This window comes from Anaeromyxobacter sp. (assembly GCA_016718565.1).
In the GTDB taxonomy this organism is placed as follows: Bacteria; Myxococcota; Myxococcia; order Myxococcales; family Anaeromyxobacteraceae; genus JADKCZ01.
In genome coordinates this window covers 76,908-95,999 of record JADKCZ010000013.1, presented here as the reverse complement: position 1 = coordinate 95,999, position 19,092 = coordinate 76,908, and the positions used below count along the sequence as shown (strand labels likewise).

The 19,092-nt window shown below is 74.9% G+C and carries 12 protein-coding genes and 2 pseudogenes; 11 read left to right on the top strand and 3 right to left on the bottom strand.

Translation table 11 applies throughout. The features are described 5' to 3' along the window. The first annotated feature begins 55 nt into the window (after positions 1-55). The 5 genes and pseudogenes from IPO09_18485 (at position 56) to IPO09_18465 (ending at position 9,149) form a co-directional block, all read left to right on the top strand. Positions 56-3,324: pseudogene (locus IPO09_18485) on the top strand (DUF4175 family protein). Positions 3,325-3,407: 83 nt separating this feature from the next. Further along, positions 3,408-5,031 (top strand): annotated as a pseudogene (locus IPO09_18480) (tetratricopeptide repeat protein). Next, positions 5,028-6,065: a MoxR family ATPase gene (locus IPO09_18475; protein ID MBK9519288.1), complete on the top strand. Its 1,038-nt coding sequence runs from the start codon at positions 5,028-5,030 to the stop codon at positions 6,063-6,065. Before IPO09_18480 ends, IPO09_18475 begins: the two are co-directional and overlap by 4 nt. A gap of 34 nt (positions 6,066-6,099) precedes the next feature. Then, the gene (locus IPO09_18470; protein MBK9519287.1) at positions 6,100-7,005 is read left to right on the top strand and encodes a DUF58 domain-containing protein; all 906 of its coding nucleotides are present in this window, start codon (positions 6,100-6,102) and stop codon (positions 7,003-7,005) included. Beyond that, positions 7,002-9,149 (top strand): VWA domain-containing protein, encoded by a 2,148-nt coding sequence (locus IPO09_18465; GenBank protein MBK9519286.1) that lies wholly within the window; start codon positions 7,002-7,004, stop codon positions 9,147-9,149. Before IPO09_18470 ends, IPO09_18465 begins: the two co-directional genes overlap by 4 nt. A 602-nt stretch (positions 9,150-9,751) precedes the next feature. Here the strand turns inward: IPO09_18465 and nagZ are convergent. After that, entirely contained in the window at positions 9,752-10,852 is a 1,101-nt protein-coding gene (gene nagZ, locus IPO09_18460; GenBank protein ID MBK9519285.1) for a beta-N-acetylhexosaminidase, read from the bottom strand. Positions 10,853-10,877: 25 nt separating this feature from the next. Here nagZ and IPO09_18455 point away from each other — a divergent pair, with 25 nt between their 5' ends. Then, positions 10,878-11,669: a YdcF family protein gene (locus IPO09_18455; GenBank protein MBK9519284.1), complete on the top strand. Its 792-nt coding sequence runs from the start codon at positions 10,878-10,880 to the stop codon at positions 11,667-11,669. Here IPO09_18455 and IPO09_18450 read toward each other — a convergent pair. Next, positions 11,666-13,081, bottom strand: a complete 1,416-nt coding sequence (locus IPO09_18450) for a response regulator (protein MBK9519283.1) — start codon at positions 13,079-13,081, stop codon at positions 11,666-11,668. The two genes, IPO09_18455 and IPO09_18450, sit on opposite strands and share 4 nt — an antisense overlap. Positions 13,082-13,191: 110 nt before the next feature. Between IPO09_18450 and IPO09_18445 the strand changes: the two genes are divergently transcribed. From IPO09_18445 to IPO09_18425, 5 genes are all read left to right on the top strand, one after another. Beyond that, entirely contained in the window at positions 13,192-14,397 is a 1,206-nt protein-coding gene (locus IPO09_18445; GenBank protein ID MBK9519282.1) for an ABC transporter substrate-binding protein, read from the top strand. A gap of 54 nt (positions 14,398-14,451) precedes the next feature. Continuing rightward, positions 14,452-15,414, top strand: a complete 963-nt coding sequence (locus IPO09_18440; GenBank protein MBK9519281.1) for a branched-chain amino acid ABC transporter permease — start codon at positions 14,452-14,454, stop codon at positions 15,412-15,414. Further along, positions 15,414-16,421 carry a branched-chain amino acid ABC transporter permease gene (locus IPO09_18435; protein MBK9519280.1) on the top strand — a complete coding sequence of 336 codons (1,008 nt, stop codon included), beginning with the start codon at positions 15,414-15,416 and terminating at the stop codon, positions 16,419-16,421. The genes IPO09_18440 and IPO09_18435 overlap by 1 nt, the downstream gene beginning before the upstream one ends. A gap of 77 nt (positions 16,422-16,498) precedes the next feature. Then, on the top strand, positions 16,499-17,311 hold the full coding sequence (locus IPO09_18430; GenBank protein MBK9519279.1) for an ABC transporter ATP-binding protein: 813 nt from the start codon (positions 16,499-16,501) through the stop codon (positions 17,309-17,311). Continuing rightward, a complete protein-coding gene (locus IPO09_18425) occupies positions 17,308-18,030 on the top strand; it encodes an ABC transporter ATP-binding protein (GenBank protein MBK9519278.1) in 723 nt (240 codons plus the stop codon). Before IPO09_18430 ends, IPO09_18425 begins: the two co-directional genes overlap by 4 nt. Here the strand turns inward: IPO09_18425 and IPO09_18420 are convergent. Further along, on the bottom strand, positions 18,015-19,082 hold the full coding sequence (locus IPO09_18420) for a PAS domain S-box protein (GenBank protein MBK9519277.1): 1,068 nt from the start codon (positions 19,080-19,082) through the stop codon (positions 18,015-18,017). The genes IPO09_18425 and IPO09_18420 overlap by 16 nt on opposite strands. Positions 19,083-19,092 lie beyond the last annotated feature (10 nt).

Below are 19,092 nucleotides of genomic sequence, written 5' to 3'. Positions count from 1 at the left end.
ACCCCAGGTGGGGTGGTCCGCAGGGCCGAACCGCCTTACGATGCCAGGATCCAGCATGTCGGCAGACTACGGTGACATCTCCCGCCTCCTCGATCGGGCGAAGAGGCGGCGGAGCCAGGTGATCCTGGCCGCCGCGGCAGCCAGCGGGCTGGCCGTGGCCCTGGCGGCCGTCCTGGCCGGGGCTGCGGTCCTGGCCCTGGGCGCGCGGGCCGGCGCCGCCAGGCCGGTGGCCCTGGGCGCGGCGGCCTTCTCCCTGCTCGCGGCCCTCACCTGGGCCGTCCGGCAGCTCCGCCAGGGGACCTGGACGGCCGAGGGGGTGGCCCGCACGGTGGCGGCCGCCTCCCCGGCGCTGCGCTCCGACCTGGTCTCGGCGGTGGAGCTGACCCGCCAGCGGCCGGCGCTGCTCTCCTCCGGCGGGGTCTCGGTGGCCCTCCTCGACGCCCACGTGACCCGCACCGCCGACGCGGTCCGCGGCCTGGACCTCACGGCGGCCATCCCGTCGCGCCCGGCCCGCCGGGCCGGCTGGGCGCTCGTGGGCGTGGCGGGGCTGCACGCGCTGGCCTTCCTGGTGGGCGGCGGCGCCCTCGGCACCGCCTACGCCCGGGTGGTGGCGGGCGACCCGGCGCCCGAGACCGGCCCGTCGCTCGACCCCATCACCGGCGACATCGAGCTCACCTACCGCTTCCCGGCCCACACCCACCGCGAGGACCGCACCCTCTCCGGCACCGGCGGCGAGATCCGCGCGCCCAAGGGGACCGAGGTCACCCTGAAGACCCGGGCCGACCGGGAGGTGGAGGCGGCCGAGCTGGAGCTCACGGTGGCGGGGCTGCCCCCGGCCGCGACCCAGGGCCCGGGCCCGGCCGGCCAGGGCGGGGCGGCCGAGGCGCGGGGCGCCGCTGCGGGCGCTGCGTCCGCCCAGGGCGCCGGCCCGGGCATCGGCGCTGGCGCTGGCTCCGCCGCCGCCCGCCGCGGCGCCCCACCCCCGCGCCGCCCCCCATCCAGCGCCTGGCCCTCACCGTCACCGGCGGCCGAGACCTCTCGGGCTCCCTGGTGGTCGGCGACGGCGGCACCTACCGCTTCCGCTTCCGCAGCGCCTCGGGCCGCACCGTGGCCGAGGGGCCGCCCATCCCGCTGGTGGTCGAGCCCGACGCCTTCCCCACCGTGCGCATCACCGCCCCGGCGGCCGAGCTGGAGGTGAAGCCGGACACCGTGGTGCGGGTGGAGTGGCAGGCCGAGGACGACTTCGGCCTCGACGGCCTCACCCTGGTGACGCGCGCCCCGGGCGGCGTGGAGCGGCGCCGGCCGGTGCGCGCCCTGCCGGGGCTGCGGCGCGACTCCGGCGGCCTGGACCTGCCGCTCTCGGCCGAGCGGCTGGGCGAGGGCGACCGGCTGCTCTACTGGCTGGAGGTGCTCGACAACGACGCCATCTCCGGCCCGAAGAAGGGGGCCAGCGCCACCCAGTCGGTCAAGCTCTACAGCGAGGCGGAGCACCGGCGCCTGGCCATGGAGAAGGCCCGCGCCGCCTGGGAGGAGCTGGTGGCCGTGCTGGGCGACCGGCTCGAGACCTTCGCGGCCGGCGGCGTGGGCACCGTGCCCCGGCTGCCGCTGGCGGTGGCGCTCGACGCCAAGGTGCGGGCGGCGCACGAGCGGCTGCGCCGGGTGGCGGCCGAGCTGCGCAAGGACAAGGCCGCGCCCCGCGAGGTGGCCCCGGCCCTCGCCAACGTGGCGGCCGGGGTGCGCACCGCCGAGCAGCGCGTCACCGCCACCCGCCAGGTGGTGGCCCGCCTGCTGGCCCAGCAGGCGCCGGTGGAGAGCCCGGCCGCGCAGATGGCGGCCTTCGACCGGCTGCTCGACGACGAGCTGGAGAAGGGGGTGCTCTACCTGGAGCAGCTCTTCGACAAGGCGCGCGCCGAGGACCTGCTGCGCATGGCCAGGGACCTGGCGGCCGGCCGGCGCGACCTGCAGGAGATGCTGGAGCAGCTGCGCGACGCCCCCACCGAGCAGGCCAAGCAGGAGGTGCTGGCCCAGCTCCGCACGCTGCGCGAGCGGATGCAGGAGCTGATGGCCCGCATGGCCGAGACCGCCCGCGGCTTCCACGACGAGCACATGAACGCCGAGGCCATGGCGGAGCTGTCGAAGCAGGACGACCTGAAGTCCGGGCTGGACGCCGCCGAGGAGGCGGTCAAGCGCGGCGACGTGGCCGCCGCCATGAAGGCGCTGGAGCAGATGGCCGGCCAGCTCGACGAGATGATGGCCGGGATGAAGCGCGCCAGCGAGGTGCCGGACGAGAAGCAGGCCGAGCTGATGAAGGAGATGCTGGCCTTCAAGGAGCAGCTGGAGAAGGTGCAGGCCGAGCAGGACCAGGCCGCCGCCGAGACCGAGCGGGTGCGCTCCGAGCTGCGCAAGCGCATGGCCGGCAAGCTGGACAAGGCGCGCGAGCAGACCCGGCGGCTGGAGCAGCTGGCCAAGGACGCCCGCGCCGACCTGGAGCGGGCCCAGCCCGGCACGCCGGAGCGGTCCGAGCCGGACCTGGACGCCGCCCAGGAGGCCCTGGCCGACCTGCAGCGGGCCCTGGCCATGAAGGACCTGGAGGCCTCGCAGGAGATGACCATGCGGGCGGTGGCGCCGACGCGCCGGCTGGCCATGGCGCTGGAGGAGGACGCGGCGCTGGCCGAGCGGGTGCCGGGCGCCACCTCCAAGGACCCGCTCTCGCTGCGCGAGGCGCAGCAGCAGGCCACCCAGGCCGGGCAGAAGCTGGCCGAGGTGGCGCGCGAGCTGGCCAAGCTGCAGCCCGACCCGCGCCAGGCGCTGACGCCGATGGAGGGCGGCAAGCTCGACGAGCTGGCCCGGCGGCAGCAGGGGCTGGAGCGCAAGGCCGGCGAGCTGCAGCAGAAGCTCGGCCAGCTCATGCAGAAGGCGCCGGTCTTCCCGCCGGGCGCGCCGCAGCTGCTGGGCGAGACCCGCGGCCACATGGGCCAGGCGGCCGGCGAGCTGGGGCAGCGCAACGCCCAGCGCGGCCACGGCGAGCAGCAGGCGGCGCTGGACGCCCTCTCCCGCTTCAAGGAGGGGCTGGAGAAGATGGGCAAGCAGCGAGGCCCCGGCCAGCCGGGCGGCGGCTTCCCGTTCCCGTTCGGCGAGTCGGGGCAGGGCGAGCAGCAGGGCGACACCGGCGACCCCACCCAGGAGAAGGTGGAGATCCCCGGCGCCGAGGCCCACCGCATCTCGGAGGAGTTCCGCAAGGACCTGCTCGAGGCCATGAAGCAGGGGGCCCCCGAGCGCTACAAGAACGAGGTGCAGCGCTACTACGAGGAGCTGGTCAAGTGAGCGCCCGACCCGAGGCCGCTACCCCTGGATCCGTTCGTGCCGAGCGGAGCCGCCGCGCAGCGGGCGCGGAGTCGAGGCGCGCCCTGCGGCTCACGGCGGCGCTCCTCTGCCTGCTCTCCACCGCCGCGCTGGCCGAGGTCACCCCGAGCGGCCCGATCTCCACGCCGCCGCCGCCGACGGTGGCCGACCCGCCGGTGAACCTGCCGGAGGCCGTCTCGCGCCTGCTCGACGAGGACGTGGCCTCCACCGCCCCCTTCATCGAGGCCCACGCGGCCGGGTACCCGCAGGACGGGGCCGGCCAGGGGGCGCTCGGCCTGCTGCGGCTCTACCAGCACCGCTACCAGGAGGCGGTGGCGCTGCTGGAGGCCGGCCGGCGGGCGCGCCGATCCGGGCGGCTTCCTGCGCATCGCCCGCAACGCCGCCGCGCTGGAGAAGACCTGGGCCACCGCCGAGAGCGACCACTTCGTGGTGGCCTACCCCAAGGGCAAGGACGAGGTGCTGGTCCCCTACCTGCTGGAGACGCTGGAGGCGCAGCGGGCCGCCCTGGCCGCCGACCTGGGCCTGGCCCCCCCGGGCAAGGTGCGCGTCGAGATCCTCAACGGGGTGGCCGAGCTGGCCCGCCTCTCCTCCCTCACCGAGGCCGAGATCCGCGGCTCCGGCACCATCGCGCTCTGCAAGTACCAGAAGCTCATGCTGGTCTCGCCCAAGGCGCTGGTGACCGGCTACGACTGGCTGGACACCGCGGCCCACGAGTTCGTGCACCACGTGGTGAGCCTGAAGGCCGGCCCGGACACGCCCATCTGGCTGCACGAGGGCGTGGCCAAGTGGTGGGAGACGCGCTGGCGCGGCGCCGGCGGCGAGGGGTTCTCGCCCTACTCGGCGGCGCTGGTGCGCCAGGCGCTGGAGGCCAACAAGCTGGTGACCTTCGAGCAGATGCACCCCTCCATGGCCAAGCTGCCCACCCAGGAGCTGGCGGCGCTGGCCTACGCCGAGGTGGTGCTGGCGGTGGAGGTGATGGTGAAGCGCGGCGGCACCGCGGCGGTGGCCCGGGCGCTGGATCTCGTGGCCGGCGGCGCCTCCGCCGACGCCGCGGTGGCCAGGGCCCTCGGCACCACCTGGCCCGAGTTCACCGCCGCCTGGCGCAGCCACATGGCCACCCGGCCGCTGCCGCGCGGGGGCGCCAACGCGCTGGCCCGGCTGCGCTTCAAGGACGACCCCAAGCAGGGCGGGCCCTGGGCCGAGTGGGCCGCCCTGCCCGACCAGGCCTCGCGCAACCACGCCCGGCTCGGCCAGCTCTTCCGCGAGCGCGGCCGCTGGACGGCGGCGCGCGTCGAGTACCGCAAGGCCATCGATCGGGCCGGGGCCAAGGTGCCCATCCTGGCCAACCAGTACGCCATCGCCGCGGTCATGACCGGCCAGAAGGCCGAGGCCGAGAAGGTGCTGCGCGACGCCATCGGCTGGTCGCCCGACTACGCGGCGCTGCGGGTGCAGCTGGCGCGGCTGCTGGTGGAGAAGAAGGACCACGCCGGCGCCCGGCAGCACCTGATCGAGGCCAACCGGCAGGACCCATTCGACCCCGAGATCCACGCCGGCCTGGCGCTCAGCGCCGAGGCGCTCGGCGACCCGGGCGGCGCCTCGCGCGAGCGCCGCTTCGCGGAGATACTGCAGGGCGCCACGGGCCCACGCCCGGGCCAAGGACATCCATGACCGCCACCACCGCCGCCTCCTCCTCCGCCTCCGCCGTGCCGCAGGGCCCACAGACCGACCTCGCCGCCGTGGCCGAGCTGCACGAGGCCAAGCGCGCCATCCTGGGCGAGCTGGAGAAGCGCATCGTCGGGCAGAAGGACGTGGTGGAGGCGCTGCTCACCGCCCTCTTCGCCCGCGGCCACTGCCTCTTCGTGGGCGTGCCGGGGCTGGCCAAGACCCTGCTCATCTCCACGGTGGCCGAGGTGCTGGACCTCTCCTTCAACCGCATCCAGTTCACCCCCGACCTCATGCCCTCCGACATCACCGGCACCGACGTGCTGGAGGAGGACCACACCACCGGGCGGCGCGCCTTCCGCTTCGTCAAGGGGCCCATCTTCGCCAACCTGCTGCTGGCCGACGAGATCAACCGCACCCCGCCCAAGACCCAGGCGGCGCTGCTGCAGGCCATGCAGGAGTACCGGGTCACCGCCGGCGGCGAGACCTACCCGCTCGACCTGCCCTTCCTGGTCTTCGCCACCCAGAACCCCATCGAGCAGGAGGGCACCTACCCCCTGCCCGAGGCCCAGCTCGACCGCTTCATGTTCTACGTGCAGGTGACCTACCCCTCGGCGCTGGAGGAGATCGAGATCGTCCGCTCCACCACCCAGGCGGCCCGCGCCTCGCTGCACCGCATCCTCTCGCCCGGCAAGATCCGGCAGCTGCAGGAGCTGGTCCTGCGGGTGCCGGCCGCCGACCACGTGGTGAAGTTCGCCGTGGACCTGGCCCGCATGACCCGCCCCGGCGACCCCTCCGCGCCGGACTTCGTGAAGGAGAACGTCAGCTGGGGCGCCGGCCCGCGGGCCGGCCAGTACCTGGTGCTGGGGGCCAAGAGCCGCGCCATCCTGGACGGCCGCATGGCCGCCAGCGTGGAGGACGTGCGCGCCCTGGCCCGCCACGTGCTGGTCCACCGCGTCATCACCAACTTCCGCGCCGAGAGCGAGGGCATGACCAGCGCCACCATCGTGGACCGCCTCCTCGAGACCGTGAAGGCGTGAGGCCGCCCCGGCCCGGCGCGCGCCACGTGACGCCATGACCGACCCGAAGCGCTCCCTGCTCGACCCGGCCGTGCTGGCCAAGCTCGGCACGCTCAAGCTGCGGGTGCGGGCGGTCACCGAGGGCATCCTCTCCGGGCTGCACCGCTCGCCGCACCACGGGCAGTCGGTCGAGTTCGCCGAGCACAAGGAGTACGCCCCCGGCGACGACGTGCGGCGCATCGACTGGAAGGCCTACGGCAAGTTCGACAAGTACTACGTGAAGCAGTTCGAGCAGGAGACCAACCTGCGCTGCTACCTGGTGGTGGACGCCTCCGGGTCGATGGGCTGGAAGGGGGCCGAGGGGCGGCTCACCAAGCTGGAGTACGCCTCGTCGCTGGCCGCCTCGCTGGCCTACCTGCTGGTGCGCCAGGCCGACGCGGCCGGGCTGGTGCTGTGCGCCGACCAGGTGGTGCGCGCCATCCCGCCGGCCGCCTCGGCCGGGCACCTCCTGCCCATCGTGGAGGCCCTCTCCGGCGCCGAGGGGAAGGGCGGCACCCGGCTGGCCGCGGCGGTGGACTGGCTGGTGGAGCACGCGCCGCGGCGCGCCGCGGTGGTGGTGCTGACCGACCTGTTCGACCAGGACCAGAAGGCGCTCAAGCAGCTGGCCCTGCTGTCGCGCCGCAAGCACGAGGTGACCCTCTTCCACGTGCTCGACCCGGCCGAGCTGGAGTTCCCCTACCAGGACCCCACCCTCTTCCTCTCCACCGAGGACGGCCGCTCGGTGGAGGCCAACGGCCGGGACATCCGCGCCGGCTACCTCGAGGTGATGGAGGGCTGGCTGGCCCAGGTGAAGCGCGAGGCGGCCGAGCAGGACGTGGACTACGCCCTGTGCCGCACCGACCGGCCGCTCGACGAGGTGCTGCTCCCCTTCCTGGCCCGCCGGCAGCGCCACGCCGCATGAGCGTGGGCTTCCTCAACCCGCTGCTGCTGTGGGGCCTCCTGGCGGCGGCGCTGCCGCTGGTGGTCCACCTCTTCTTCCGGCGGCGGCCCAGGCCCACGCCGTTCCCGGCGCTCGACTTCGTCCTGCGGGCCCGCAAGGAGAACGCCCAGCGGCTGCGGCTCAAGAAGCTGCTGCTCTTCACGGCCCGCACCCTGCTCCTGGCCGCCGCCGCGCTGGCGCTGGCCCGGCCGCGCGCCGAGCAGCCGGCCTCGGCCGCCGCCACCCCGGGCGGCGGGCCGCTGGCCACCGTGCTGGTGCTGGACGCCTCGGGCTCCATGTCCTACCGGCTGGGCGGCGACACCCTCTTCTCCCGCGCTCGCCAGCAGGCGCTGGACGCCCTCACCAGCCTGCCCGGCGAGGCGCCGGTGTCGGCCCTGGTGTGCGACGGCCGCCCCCCGGCGGCGCCCGCACCGGCCTTCGACCGGGTGGCGGTGCGGCGCACCCTCGACGAGGCCGCGCCCGCCTTCGGCCACGCCGACCTGACCAGCTGCGTGGCGGCGGCGGCTCGCGCCCTGGCCGAGGCCAAGGGGCAGGAGCAGCTCGGCAAGCAGATCGTGGTGGTCACCGACCTCACCGCCGCGGCCTGGCGGCTCGACGTGCCGCCGCCGGAGGTGCCGGGGCCGAAGGGGCCGGTGCGGCCCCACGTGGAGATCGTGGACGCGGCCCGCGGCGCCGACCTGCCCAACGCCGCGGTCACCGCGCTGGGCGCCGAGCCGGATCCCGCGGTGGGGCCGCGCGGCTACAAGCTGACCGCCGCGGTCTCGGTCACCGGGGCCGAGCCGGCCAAGGACCTGGCGCTCTCGCTCCGGGTGGGCGGCGAGGCCCGGCCCGCCATCCGCGCCTTCGTGGACGTGCCGGCCAACGCCACCGCGCGCAAGACCCTCTCCCACGCCTTCCCGGCCGGCGGCCCGGCCACCCTGAGCGCCGCCGTGCCCGGCGACGCCCTGGCGCTCGACGACGAGCGGGTGCTCACCGTCACCGTGCCGCGCGAGATCCGGGCGCTGGTGGTGGACGGCGCCCCCTCGCCGGTGAAGTACCGCGACGAGGCCTACTTCGTGGAGTCGGCGCTGGGCTCGCCGGCCTCGCCGGTCCGGTCCACCCTGGTGGACGGCGAGGCGCTGCGCGAGGCCGACCTCTCCCGCTTCGACGTGGTCTTCCTGCTCAACGTGCGCGGGGTGGCCGGGCGCACCGCCGACCTGGTGAGGTTCGTGGAGGGCGGCGGCGGCCTGTTCCTCTCCATGGGCGACCAGGTGGACCCGGACCTCTACGCCCGCGAGCTGGGGCCGCTCCTGCCGCTGCCGCTGCACGTGGTCAAGACCGCCGCCGAGCGCGGCCAGGCCGAGGCGCAGGCGGCCAGGCTGGCCCGGGTGGACGAGGCCCACCCGGCGCTGGCGGTCTTCACCGGCGACGCCCGCGAGGGGCTGCAGGGGGCGCGCTTCTACCGCTACATGCTGACCCGCCCGGCGCCCAAGGGCGAGGCGCCGGTGGTGCTGGCGGCCTTCGACGACGGCGCCCCGGCGCTGGTGGAGGCGCGCCGCGGCCGCGGCCGGGTGCTGCTCTTCACCTCCACCGCCGACCGCGACTGGAACGACTGGCCCATCCGCACCAGCTTCCTGCCGGCCCTGCAGCGCTTCGCCGCCTGGCTGTCGGGCGGGCTGGAGGAGCGCCGCGACGTGCCCACGGTGGTGGGGACGCCGCGGGCGCTGCGGTTGGGCGAGGGGCGGGAGCTCAGGGCGCTGGTCGGCCCGGACGGGAAGGAGCGCTCGCGCCGCGAGCTCGAGGCGGCCGGGCTGGCGCCGTCGGAGGGCGGGGCGGCGCTCACCTTCACGCCGCGGCTGCCCGGCCTCTGGCAGGTGAAGGTGGCCGAGCGCGGGGTGGAGCGGCTGGAGCCGGCGCTGGCCTTCGCGGTGGTGCCGGACCCGCGCGAGTCGGACACCCGCCGCCTCCTCCCGGCCGAGCTGACCGCCTGGTTCGGCGGCGAGGCCCACGCCCGGGTGGACGGCCACGCCGCAGGCGGCGGGGCGACGGAGGGCGTGCCGCTCTGGAGCTGGCTGCTGGCGGCGGCGGTGCTGTTCCTGCTGGCGGAGGGGTTCTTCCTGGGGTGAGGGAGGAGGGCGGTGCGGGAGCCAGCTGCTCCCCCCTCACCCCGGCCCTCTCCCCCAGCAAGCTGGGGGAGAGGGTGAGCAGACCATGGCCTCACACCTCCGCCATGAGCAGACCTCGGCCTCCAGCCCTGCTCACACCTCCGTCATGAGCAGAGCTCGGCCTCCAGCCCTGGTCACACCTCCGCCATGACGAGGGCACACCATGTCTGCTCCCTCTCCCCTCCGGGGAGAGGGCAGGGGTGAGGGGTACCCGCGACCACCACGGACAAGCCTCCCTCTCCCCTCCGGGGAGAGGGCAGGGGTGAGGGGAACCTGTGCACGCGATCCCGCCCCCTCACCCCATCCCTCTCCCCCAGCAGGCTGGGGGAGAGGGGGCTCGAGCGGACGAGTCCTGCGCTCCCGCGTGAGTTGAGCCCCAGGCCGGCTCCCACGGGTTGAGTTCCCCTCTCCCCTCCGGGGAGAGGGCAGGGGTGAGGGGAACCTGTGCACGCGATCCAGCCCCCTCACCCCATCCCTCTCCCCCAGCAAGCTGGGGGAGAGGGGGCTCGAGCGGACGAGTCCTGCGCTCCTCCGGGCGTGCTGGCGAGCAGCACCCGGCGAACCTACGCCGCCGTCGGATCCCGCCCGCTGGCCAGCGCCGGCACCCGCGCCGCCAGCGCCAGGTGGGCCTCGGTGCGCAGCGCCCCTCGCACCGCGCGCGGATCCGGCGGCGGGCCGGCGTAGCGCAGCAGCGCCCCCACCCTGGCCTGGGCCTCGGCCAGCCGCATCCGGGAGATGCGCCCCTCCTCCACCGCGCGCCGCACCAGGTCGATGGCCCCGTGCTGCACCGCCGCGCTGTGGCACACCAGCAGCTGGTCGACCCCCGCCGCCACCGCGCCGGGGGCCGCCACCTCCAGCGGCAGGTGGGCCGCGATGGCCTTCATCTCCAGGTCGTCCGAGACGCAGCAGCCCAGGAAGCCGCAGCGCTCCCGGAGCAGCGCCAGCACCGGCGGCGAGAGGGTGGCCGGCCGCGCCGGGTCGAGGGCGTCGAAGACCACGTGGGCCGTCATCACCGCGGCCACCCCGGCGCGGGCCAGCGCCGTGAAGGGCGGCAGCTCCACCGCCAGCAGCCGGTCCAGGGCGTGCGGCAGGTGCGGCAGGTCCACGTGGCTGTCCTGGCTGGTGTCGCCGTGCCCGGGGAAGTGCTTGGCGCAGGCGGCCACGCCGGCCGACTGCAGGCCGCGGGCCAGGGCGGCGCCCAGCCGGCCCACCTCGGCCGGGGTCCGCGACAGCGCGCGGTCCCCGATGACCGGGTTCAACGGGTTGGTGTCCACGTCCACCACCGGGGCGTAGTCCTGGTCCACCCCCACGGCGCGGAGCTCGCGGCCCAGCAGCGCCCCCACCTCGAAGGCCAGCCCCTCGTCGCCCGCCTCGCCCAGCGCCCGCATGGGCGGCAGCTCGGTGAAGCCGTGCCGGGCGCGCAGCCGGGCCACCCGCCCGCCCTCCTGGTCGATGGACACCAGGAGCGGCCGCCCCGCCGCCCGCTTGAGCGCGCCGGTCAGCTCGGCCACCTGCTCGGCCCCCGTGAGGTTGCGGGCGAAGAGGATGACCCCGCCCACCCCGCGGGCGATGAGCTCCAGCACCTCCGGCGACGGGGTGGTGCCGTGGAAGCCGACACACAGGAGCGAGGCGACGTCGCGGTCGAGGGGGGTCACGGCGCCGATGGTACCCGCGTATCATGCCCGCCACATGTTCCTGGCCCTCTCCAAGCTCTTCGACCTGGCCCTGGCGCCGCTCACCTGGGCCCTGGCCCTGCTGCTGCTGGCGCTCCTGCTGCGCGGGCGGCCCCGCCTGGCCACCGCGCTCGGCGTGCTCGGGGTGGCGCAGCTCGTGGCCTTCTCCACCGACCCGGTGGCCACCGCGCTCATGCGCCACGCCGAGGCCCCGGCGGTCTCGACCGACCGGCCGGAGGTGACCTACGACGCGGTCATCGTCCTGGGCGGCGTCATCGAGTCGGGCGCCACCCGCGCCACCGGCACCCTGCAGCTGAGCGGCGCCAGCGATCGGGTGACCCGCGCCTTCGACGTCCTGCGCACCGGCCACGCCCGCCAGCTCCTCTACTCCTGCGGCCTGGTGGACCCGCAGCCCGGCGACGTGCCGGAGTCCGAGCAGGTGGTGGCGCTGCTCACGCGCTGGGGCGTCGCGCCGGCGCGGCTGCTGGCCGAGACCACCAGCCGCAACACCCGCGAGAACGCCGTGGAGTCGGCCCGGGTGGTGGCGCGGCAGGGCTGGAAGCGGCTCCTGCTGGTCACCAGCGCCGCCCACATGCCGCGCGCCCTCGGCTGCTTCCACGCCGCCGGCCTGGCGCCCGACACCCTGGCGGTGGACCACCGCGCCGGCGACGGCCGCGGCGAGAGCTGGCTGCCGCGCGCCGGCCCGCTCGCGAAGAGCACCGACGCGCTGCGCGAGCTGGCCGGGCGGCTGGTCTACCGGGTCATGGGGTACACGGCCGAGCGGCCGGTGGCGCCGCCGGACGCCTAGCGCTTCTCCAGGATCTTCAGCGCCGTCAGCCCGTAGAGGTAGCCGTACACCAGGTGCTCGGGCCGCTGCGCCATGTGGATGAGCTCGGCCAGGGTGCGGGTGCCGTCCACCCGCGCCAGCAGCTCGCCCTCCCAGCGGTCCAGCTCCACCTCGTGCAGGGCGAAGGCCGGCTGCGGCGTGGGGATGAGCCGGTCCTCCGGCGAGAGGAGCCGGAAGAGCCGCTCCGGCTTGTAGAGCTTCTTGACGCCCCGCATGATCAGGTTGGCCGGGTGCAGGTCGAGCTTGATCGACTCCTTGGCGGCGCGGTCCACGAAGTGGAGCCGGAACTCGCCCTCCTCCCAGCCGAAGAGCGAGTAGACGATGGCCTTCACCTGCTGGGCCACGTAGTAGAGCTTCTCCGTCTCCTTGAGGAGCTGCATCTCCACCAGGATGTCGCCGGTGCGCCGCTTGGTGGAGTCGGCCGCCGCCTGCACCAGCAGCAGCTGCCCCTGCGTGATCTTGCCGACCCGCACCAGGAACGGGCCGAACCGGTCGGTCATCAGGTTGGAGATGGCGAAGCAGGGGCGCCCGCCCTCGAAGTAGATGGTCTTCTTGACCTTGCCCCGCTGCAGGGTCAGCTCGCCGGTCTGCTCGGTGAGCCAGAAGGCGGTGATCAGCTCGGGCAGGTTGTCCTCGAGCCGGCCCACCGCCGGGCCGTCGCCGCTGGGCTGGGGGGCCGGCGAGGCCAGCGAGGCGGGAGTGGCGGGCGCGGCCGGAGGGGCCGCGGCCACCTCGGCGGCGCGCCGCGCCGCGGCGGCGGCCCGGATCTCGGCGGCGGGGCGGGGCGCCGGCTGGACCGCCGGGGGGGCTGGCCGGCCCGGGCTGCCGAGCGGTCCGGCCGTGACCACCTCGCCGCGGAGCAGGGCCGAGACCTTGCCGCCCTCGGTCAGCATGACCCGCCCGGTCAGCTCCATGGCCTCGGAGGGCTCGTCGGCCTCCACGGCGACCTCCACGTCGAAGTCGTCGGTGGCGAGCACGGGCGGCGCGGCCGGCGCCCGGGTGGGGGCCTGCGAGGGCAGCAGGGCGGCCAGGGCGTCGATGAGCTTCTTGCCCGGGAAGGGCTTCTCGAAGTACCCGGCGGCCCCGTGCAGGGTGCGCGCCTCGGTGGCGGCCCGACCGCCCTTGAAGACCCCGGTCATGAAGACGAAGGGGACGCCCTGCGCCCGCAGGACCGCGCCGACCTCGTAGCCCATCATGTCCGGCAGGAGCACGTCCACGGCCGCCGCCGCGGGGAGGCCGGCCTTGAGCAGGTCGAGCGCCGCCCTGCCGCGGGGCGCCATGACCGGCTCCCACCCCTCGGCCTCGACGAGGCGGCCCAGCAGGGTGAGCAGCTCCGCGTTGTCGTCCACCAGCAGGATGCGAGGCCGGGCCATGGAGCCCGAGACGATAGCACGCGCCCCTTGACCCTCCCGGCCGGTTGACCAGGCACGGCGCGCCCAGCTACAAACGACCGATTTCCCAAGCACATCGGCGGAGGTTCACCATGTTGCGCGCCCGCGTCCTCGCCCCGTTCGCCTTGCTGCTGGCCCTCGCGGCCTGCGAGAAGAAGAAGCCCAGCGAGGCCACCCCGTCCGGCGCCGCCGCGGCCACCGGTGCCGGCGCCGCCCCGGCCGCCAACGCCCCCCTGGTGCTGGGCCACGTCGGCTCGCTCACCGGCAACGAGGCCACCTTCGGCGACTCCACCGACAAGGGCATCCGCCTGGCGGTCGAGGAGCGGAACGCCCGCGGCGGCGTGAAGGGCCGGCAGGTCTCGGTGAAGACCTACGACAACCAGGGCAAGCAGGAGGAGGCCGCCCTGGTGACCACCCGCCTGGTGGTGGACGACAAGGTGCAGGTGCTGCTGGGCGAGGTGGCCTCCAAGCGCTCGCTCGCCATGGCCCCCATCGCCGACAAGCACAAGACGCCCATGATCACCCCCTCCTCGACCAACCCCAAGGTCACCAAGGAGGGCGACACGGTCCGCCCCTACGTCTTCCGCGTCTGCTTCATCGACCCGTTCCAGGGCACGGTGATGGCCAAGTTCGCGCGCGAGACCCTCAAGCTGCAGCGGGTGGCGGTGCTGCGCGACGTGGGCAACGACTACTCGGTGGGGCTGGCCGACTACTTCCTCTCCAAGTTCAAGGACCTGGGCGGCGAGATCGTGGACGACCAGAGCTACAAGGCCGGCGACCAGGACTTCAAGGCCCAGCTCACCGCCATCAAGCGCAAGAAGCCCGAGGCCATCTACGTGCCCGGCTACTACACCGAGGTGGCGCTCATCGCCCGCCAGACCCGCGAGCTGGGCCTGGCCGTGCCGCTCATGGGCGGCGACGGCTGGGACTCCGCCAAGCTCTACGAGATCGCCCGCGGGGCGCTGGAGGGCAGCTACTTCTCCAACCACTACAGCCCCGACGACCCCAGCCCGCGCATCGTCGAGTTCGTGAAGACGTACCGCGCCAGGCACGGCGTGGTGCCCGACTCGCTGGCGGCCCAGGGCTACGACGCGGCCCGGGTGGCCATGGAGGCCATGGAGCGGGCCCCCGACCTGTCCGGCCCGGCCATCCGCGACGCCATCGCCGCCACCCGCGAGTTCCCCGGCGTCACCGGCGTCATCACCCTGGACGCCGACCACAACGCGGTGAAGCCGGCGGTGGTCCTCAAGGTCGAGGGCGACACCGGCAAGTTCGTCGCCACCGTCCAGCCCAACTAGGCCGCCCCCGCCCCCGACCCACCCGCCACCGCGAGCCGGGGAGCGCCGCCGCCCGTGTCCGAAGCCCTCGTCGAGTTCCTCCAGCACCTGGTCAACGGCCTCTCGGTCGGGACCATCTACGCCCTCATCGCCCTGGGCTACACCATGGTGTACGGGGTCCTCAAGCTCATCAACTTCGCCCACGGCGACGTCTACATGGTGGGCGCCTACGCCGGCTTCTACCTGGCCGACCTGCTCCTGCCCGGCGGGACGGTGCAGGGCGACGGCGTGGCCGGGGCCATGGTGCGGGCCCTGCTGGTCACCATGGGCGCCATGGTCCTGTGCGGCCTGCTCGGCTACCTCATCGAGCGGCTGGCCTACCGGCCGCTGCGCAGCCAGGCCCGGCTCACCTCGCTCATCACCGCCATCGGCGTCTCGTTCCTGCTGGAGTACGGCTTCCAGCTGCAGCCCTGGGGCTTCATGCCCATCGAGTTCCCGCCCGGGCCCACCCCGCGCTTCTTCCCCGAGCTGCTGCCGCGGGTGGCGCTGCCGCTCGGCGACGTCAACGTCTCCAACTACGACGTCATCGGCCTGGGCGTGGCGGTGGCCCTCATGCTCGGGCTGCAGTGGATCGTCTACCGGACCCGCTTCGGCACGGCCATGCGGGCGGTCTCCTTCGACCCGCAGGTGGCCGGGCTGATGGGCATCCCGGTGAACCGCATCATCTCCTGGACCTTCGTGCTGGGCAGCGCCCTGGCCGCCGCCGCCGCCATCCTGAACGCCGTGCCGCGCCCGCAGATCAACCCGCTCTTCGGCCTCATGCCCGGCCTGAAGGCCTTCGTGGCGGCGGTGCTGGGCGGCATCGGCAGCGTGCCCGGGGCCATGGTGGGCGGGCTGGTGCTGGGCCTGGCCGAGGAGTTCGTGGCGGGCTACACCGCCTCCTCCTTCAAGGACGCCATCGCCTTCACCATCCTCATCCTGGTGCTGCTCTTCAAGCCCGAGGGGCTCTTCGGCCGCGTCACCGTGGAGAAGGTCTAGTGGCCCGCCTGCGCTCGCTGGCCCGCTCCTTCCTGCCCTTCCTGGTGGCGGTGCCCTTCCTGCTGGCGCTGCAGGCGGCCACCCCGCCCTACCGGACGCTGGTGCTCATCAACGTGGGCGTCAACGTCATCCTGGCGGTGTCGCTCAACGTGGTGAACGGCTTCACCGGCCAGTTCAGCCTGGGCCACGCCGGCTTCATGAGCGTGGGGGCCTACGCCACCGCCAAGGTGACCCTGGCCCTGGCCGACGTGCAGCTCTCCTTCCTGCCCGTGGCGGCCTCCGACGCCCTGCTCTTCGGGCTGGCGCTGCTCTTCGGCATGCTGGCGGCGGCGGCGGCCGGGCTGCTGGTGGGGCTGCCCTCGCTGCGCCTGCGCGGCGACTACCTGGCCATCGTGACGCTCGGCTTCGGCGAGATCATCCGCTCGGTCATCGAGAACACCCCGGCCCTGGGCGGCGCGCTGGGACTCACCGACCTGCCGCTGCACACCACGCTGGCCTGGGTGGGGCTGGGCGCGGTGGCCACGGTGGTGATGGCGCGCCGCCTGGCCACCTCCACCCAGGGGCGGGCCCTCTTCGCCATCCGCGAGGACGAGGTGGCGGCCGAGGCCATGGGGGTGGACACCACCGGCTACAAGGTGCGGGCCTTCGTCATCTCGGCGGCCTACGCCGGCCTGGCCGGCGGGCTGATCGTGCACCTCATCGGGTCGGTCTCCCCCTCCAACTTCAACTTCGTGCGCTCCATGGAGGTGGTGGTGATGGTGGTGCTGGGCGGGCTCGGGTCGATCACCGGGTCGGTGGTGGCGGCCACCGTGCTCACCATCTCGCTGGAGGCGCTGCGCGAGTTCCAGCAGTACCGCATGGTGGTCTACGCCCTCATGCTGGTGGTGATGATGCTGGCCCGACCGCAGGGGCTCTTCGGCACCCGCGAGGTGTGGGACCTGTGGCGGCGCCGCAAGCCGGCCGCGGCCCCGCCCGGCCCGGCGGCGCCCGGCGGGGGGGCGGCGTGAGCGCGCCGGCCCCGGCCGCCGCCGGCGGGACCGCGCCCGGCCCGGCCGCCCCGGCCATCGAGGTGCGCGGCGTCACCATGCGCTTCGGCGGCCTCAAGGCGCTCTCCGGCTTCGACCTCACCATGCACCCCGGCGAGCTGGTGGGGCTGATCGGCCCCAACGGCGCCGGCAAGACCACCGCCTTCAACGCCATCACCGGCGTCTACGTGCCCAGCGAGGGCGAGGTGCTGGTGGGCGGCCGGCGGGTCAACGGCCTCAAGGCCCACCAGATCTGCGGCCGCGGCGTGGCCCGCACCTTCCAGAACATCCGGCTCTTCCGCGAGCTCTCGGCCCTCGACAACGTGCGGGTGGCCTGCCACGCCGGGGCCAGGAGCGGCTTCTTCGGCGCCTGGTTCCGCACCCAGCACCACCAGGCCGAGGAGGCGCGCATCCGGGAGCGCGCCGAGTCCTACCTGGCGGTCATGGGGCTGGCCCACCGGGCCGACGAGCCCTCGCGCAGCCTGCCCTACGGCGAGCAGCGCCGCCTGGAGATCGCCCGGGCGCTGGCCACCGGCCCCAGCGTGCTGTGCCTGGACGAGCCGGCCGCGGGCATGAACGCCTCGGAGAAGATCGAGCTGATGCAGCTCATCCGCGACATCCGCGATCGCTTCTCGCTGGCCATCCTGGTCATCGAGCACGACATGCGGCTGGTCATGGGCGTCTCGGAGCGGCTGCTGGTGCTGGACCACGGCGTCACCATCGCCGCCGGCACGCCCGACCAGGTGCGGCGCGACCCCAGGGTGATCGAGGCCTACCTGGGCGACGCCTACCTGGAGGAGCGCCACCTGGCGGTGCCGGGCGGCGGGGCGGGCGGCGTGGCCGTGGCCGGCGGCCCCGGGGAGGGCCCGTGACCGCCAGCCCGCCGGTGCTGGAGGTGCGCGACCTGCGGGTCCGGTACGGCGCCATCGAGGCCCTGCGCGGCGTGAACCTCGCGGTGGGGGCCGGGCAGGTGGTGGCCCTGATCGGCGCCAACGGGGCCGGCAAGAGCACCACCCTGCGCGCCATCTCCCGCATGATCCCGCTGGCCGCCGGCACGGTGGCGCTGGAGGGCGAGGACGTCACCCGCCTGGCCTCGCACCAGCTGGTGGCGCGCGGCATGGCCCACGCGCCGGAGGGGCGCGGCATCTTCCTCAACCTGACGGTGCGCGAGAACCTGGAGCTGGGCGCCTACCTGCGCACCGACCGCGCCGAGATCGTCACCGACGCCGACAAGGCCTACGCCCTCTTCCCCATCCTGGCGGAGCGGCGCGACCAGGTGTCCGGCACCCTCTCCGGCGGCGAGCAGCAGATGCTGGCGGTGGCCCGGGCGCTCATGAGCCGCCCCAGGCTGCTGCTGCTCGACGAGCCCTCGCTGGGGCTGGCGCCGCAGGTGGTGGAGAAGATCTTCACGGTGCTGCGCGAGGTGAACCAGGGCGGGGTGGCGCTCCTGCTGGTGGAGCAGAACGCCCACAAGGCGCTGCAGCTGGCCCACCGGGCCTACGTGCTGGAGACCGGGCAGATCGTGATGAGCGGCACCGGCCGGGAGCTGCTGCAGAGCCCCGAGGTCCGCAAGGCCTACCTGGGGGAGTGAGGCGCCAGGGGCAGGCGGGCCACCACCGTGGCGCCGCCCGCGGCGCCGCGCTCCAGCCGCGCCGTGCCGCCGACCTGGGCGGCGCGCTCCCGCATCCCCAGCAGCCCCAGGCCGGCCTTGGCCGGGTCACCCTCCTCGGGACCGCGCCCGTCGTCCTCCACCCGCAGCACCACCTCGCCGCCGCCGGCCTCGAGCCGCAGCTGGACCCGCGTGGCCTGGGCGTGCCGGGCCACGTTGGTGAGGGACTCCTGGGCGATGCGGAAGAGCGCCGTGGCCAGCGGGGCGGGCAGGGCCGGGAACTCGCCGACCTCGACCGCGCAGCGGATCCCGGTGCGGGCCTCGAAGCGCCGCGCCTCCGCGGCCAGCGCCTGGGGGAGCCCGAGCGCGTCGAGGGAGGGCGGGCGCAGGTCGAAGGCGATGCGCCGCACCGAGGCGTGGGCCTGGCCGACCAGCGAGGACGCCTCGGCCAGCCAGTCCTCCAGCCAGGCGGGCGCGTCCGACTCCGCCAGCCGGTTCTCCAGCCGGCGGAACTCGAAGCCCAGCCCGGCCAGCACCTGCGCCAGGTCGTCGTGCAGGTCCCGGGAGATGCGCGCCTGCTCCTCCTCCCGCAGGGCGTCGAGGCGCGCCGCCAGCGCCCGCAGCCGCTCCTCGCCCTGGCGCAGCGCGTCCTCGGTCCGCTTGCGCTCGGTGATGTCGCGGGAGGAGGTGACCACGCCGCGCACGTCCGGGTTGTCGAGCTGGTTGCAGGCCACCGCCTCCATCCAGGTCCAGCCGCCGCCCTTGGTCCTGTGGCGGTACTGCGCCGAGGCGGTGGCCCCGGGCTCGGCCAGCACCCGCCGGAAGGTCTCCGCCACCGTCGCCAGGTCCTCCGGGTGGATGCTCTGGAAGGGGCCCATCTCGGCCAGCTCCTCGGAGCTGTACCCGCTGATGCGCAGGGCCGCCGCCGAGTTGAAGAGGAACCGCCCCTGGGCGTCCAGGAGCGAGAGGATGTCGCCCGAGTGCTCCGTCAGCGCCCGGAACAGCGCCTCGTTCCACTGCCTCTCCGCGGCCATGGCCTGAGAT

Bases quoted from the DNA above. Each gene is read 5' to 3' on its own strand.
- IPO09_18475 (MBK9519288.1), top strand. From the start codon at position 5,028: ATGACCGCCACCACCGCCGCCTCCTCCTCCGCCTCCGCCGTGCCGCAG.
- IPO09_18470 (MBK9519287.1), top strand. From the start codon at position 6,100: ATGACCGACCCGAAGCGCTCCCTGCTCGACCCGGCCGTGCTGGCCAAG.
- IPO09_18465 (MBK9519286.1), top strand. From the start codon at position 7,002: ATGAGCGTGGGCTTCCTCAACCCGCTGCTGCTGTGGGGCCTCCTGGCG.
- IPO09_18455 (MBK9519284.1), top strand. From the start codon at position 10,878: ATGTTCCTGGCCCTCTCCAAGCTCTTCGACCTGGCCCTGGCGCCGCTC.
- IPO09_18450 (MBK9519283.1), bottom strand. From the start codon at position 13,081: ATGGCCCGGCCTCGCATCCTGCTGGTGGACGACAACGCGGAGCTGCTC.
- IPO09_18445 (MBK9519282.1), top strand. From the start codon at position 13,192: ATGTTGCGCGCCCGCGTCCTCGCCCCGTTCGCCTTGCTGCTGGCCCTC.
- IPO09_18430 (MBK9519279.1), top strand. From the start codon at position 16,499: ATGCGCTTCGGCGGCCTCAAGGCGCTCTCCGGCTTCGACCTCACCATG.
- IPO09_18420 (MBK9519277.1), bottom strand. From the start codon at position 19,082: ATGGCCGCGGAGAGGCAGTGGAACGAGGCGCTGTTCCGGGCGCTGACG.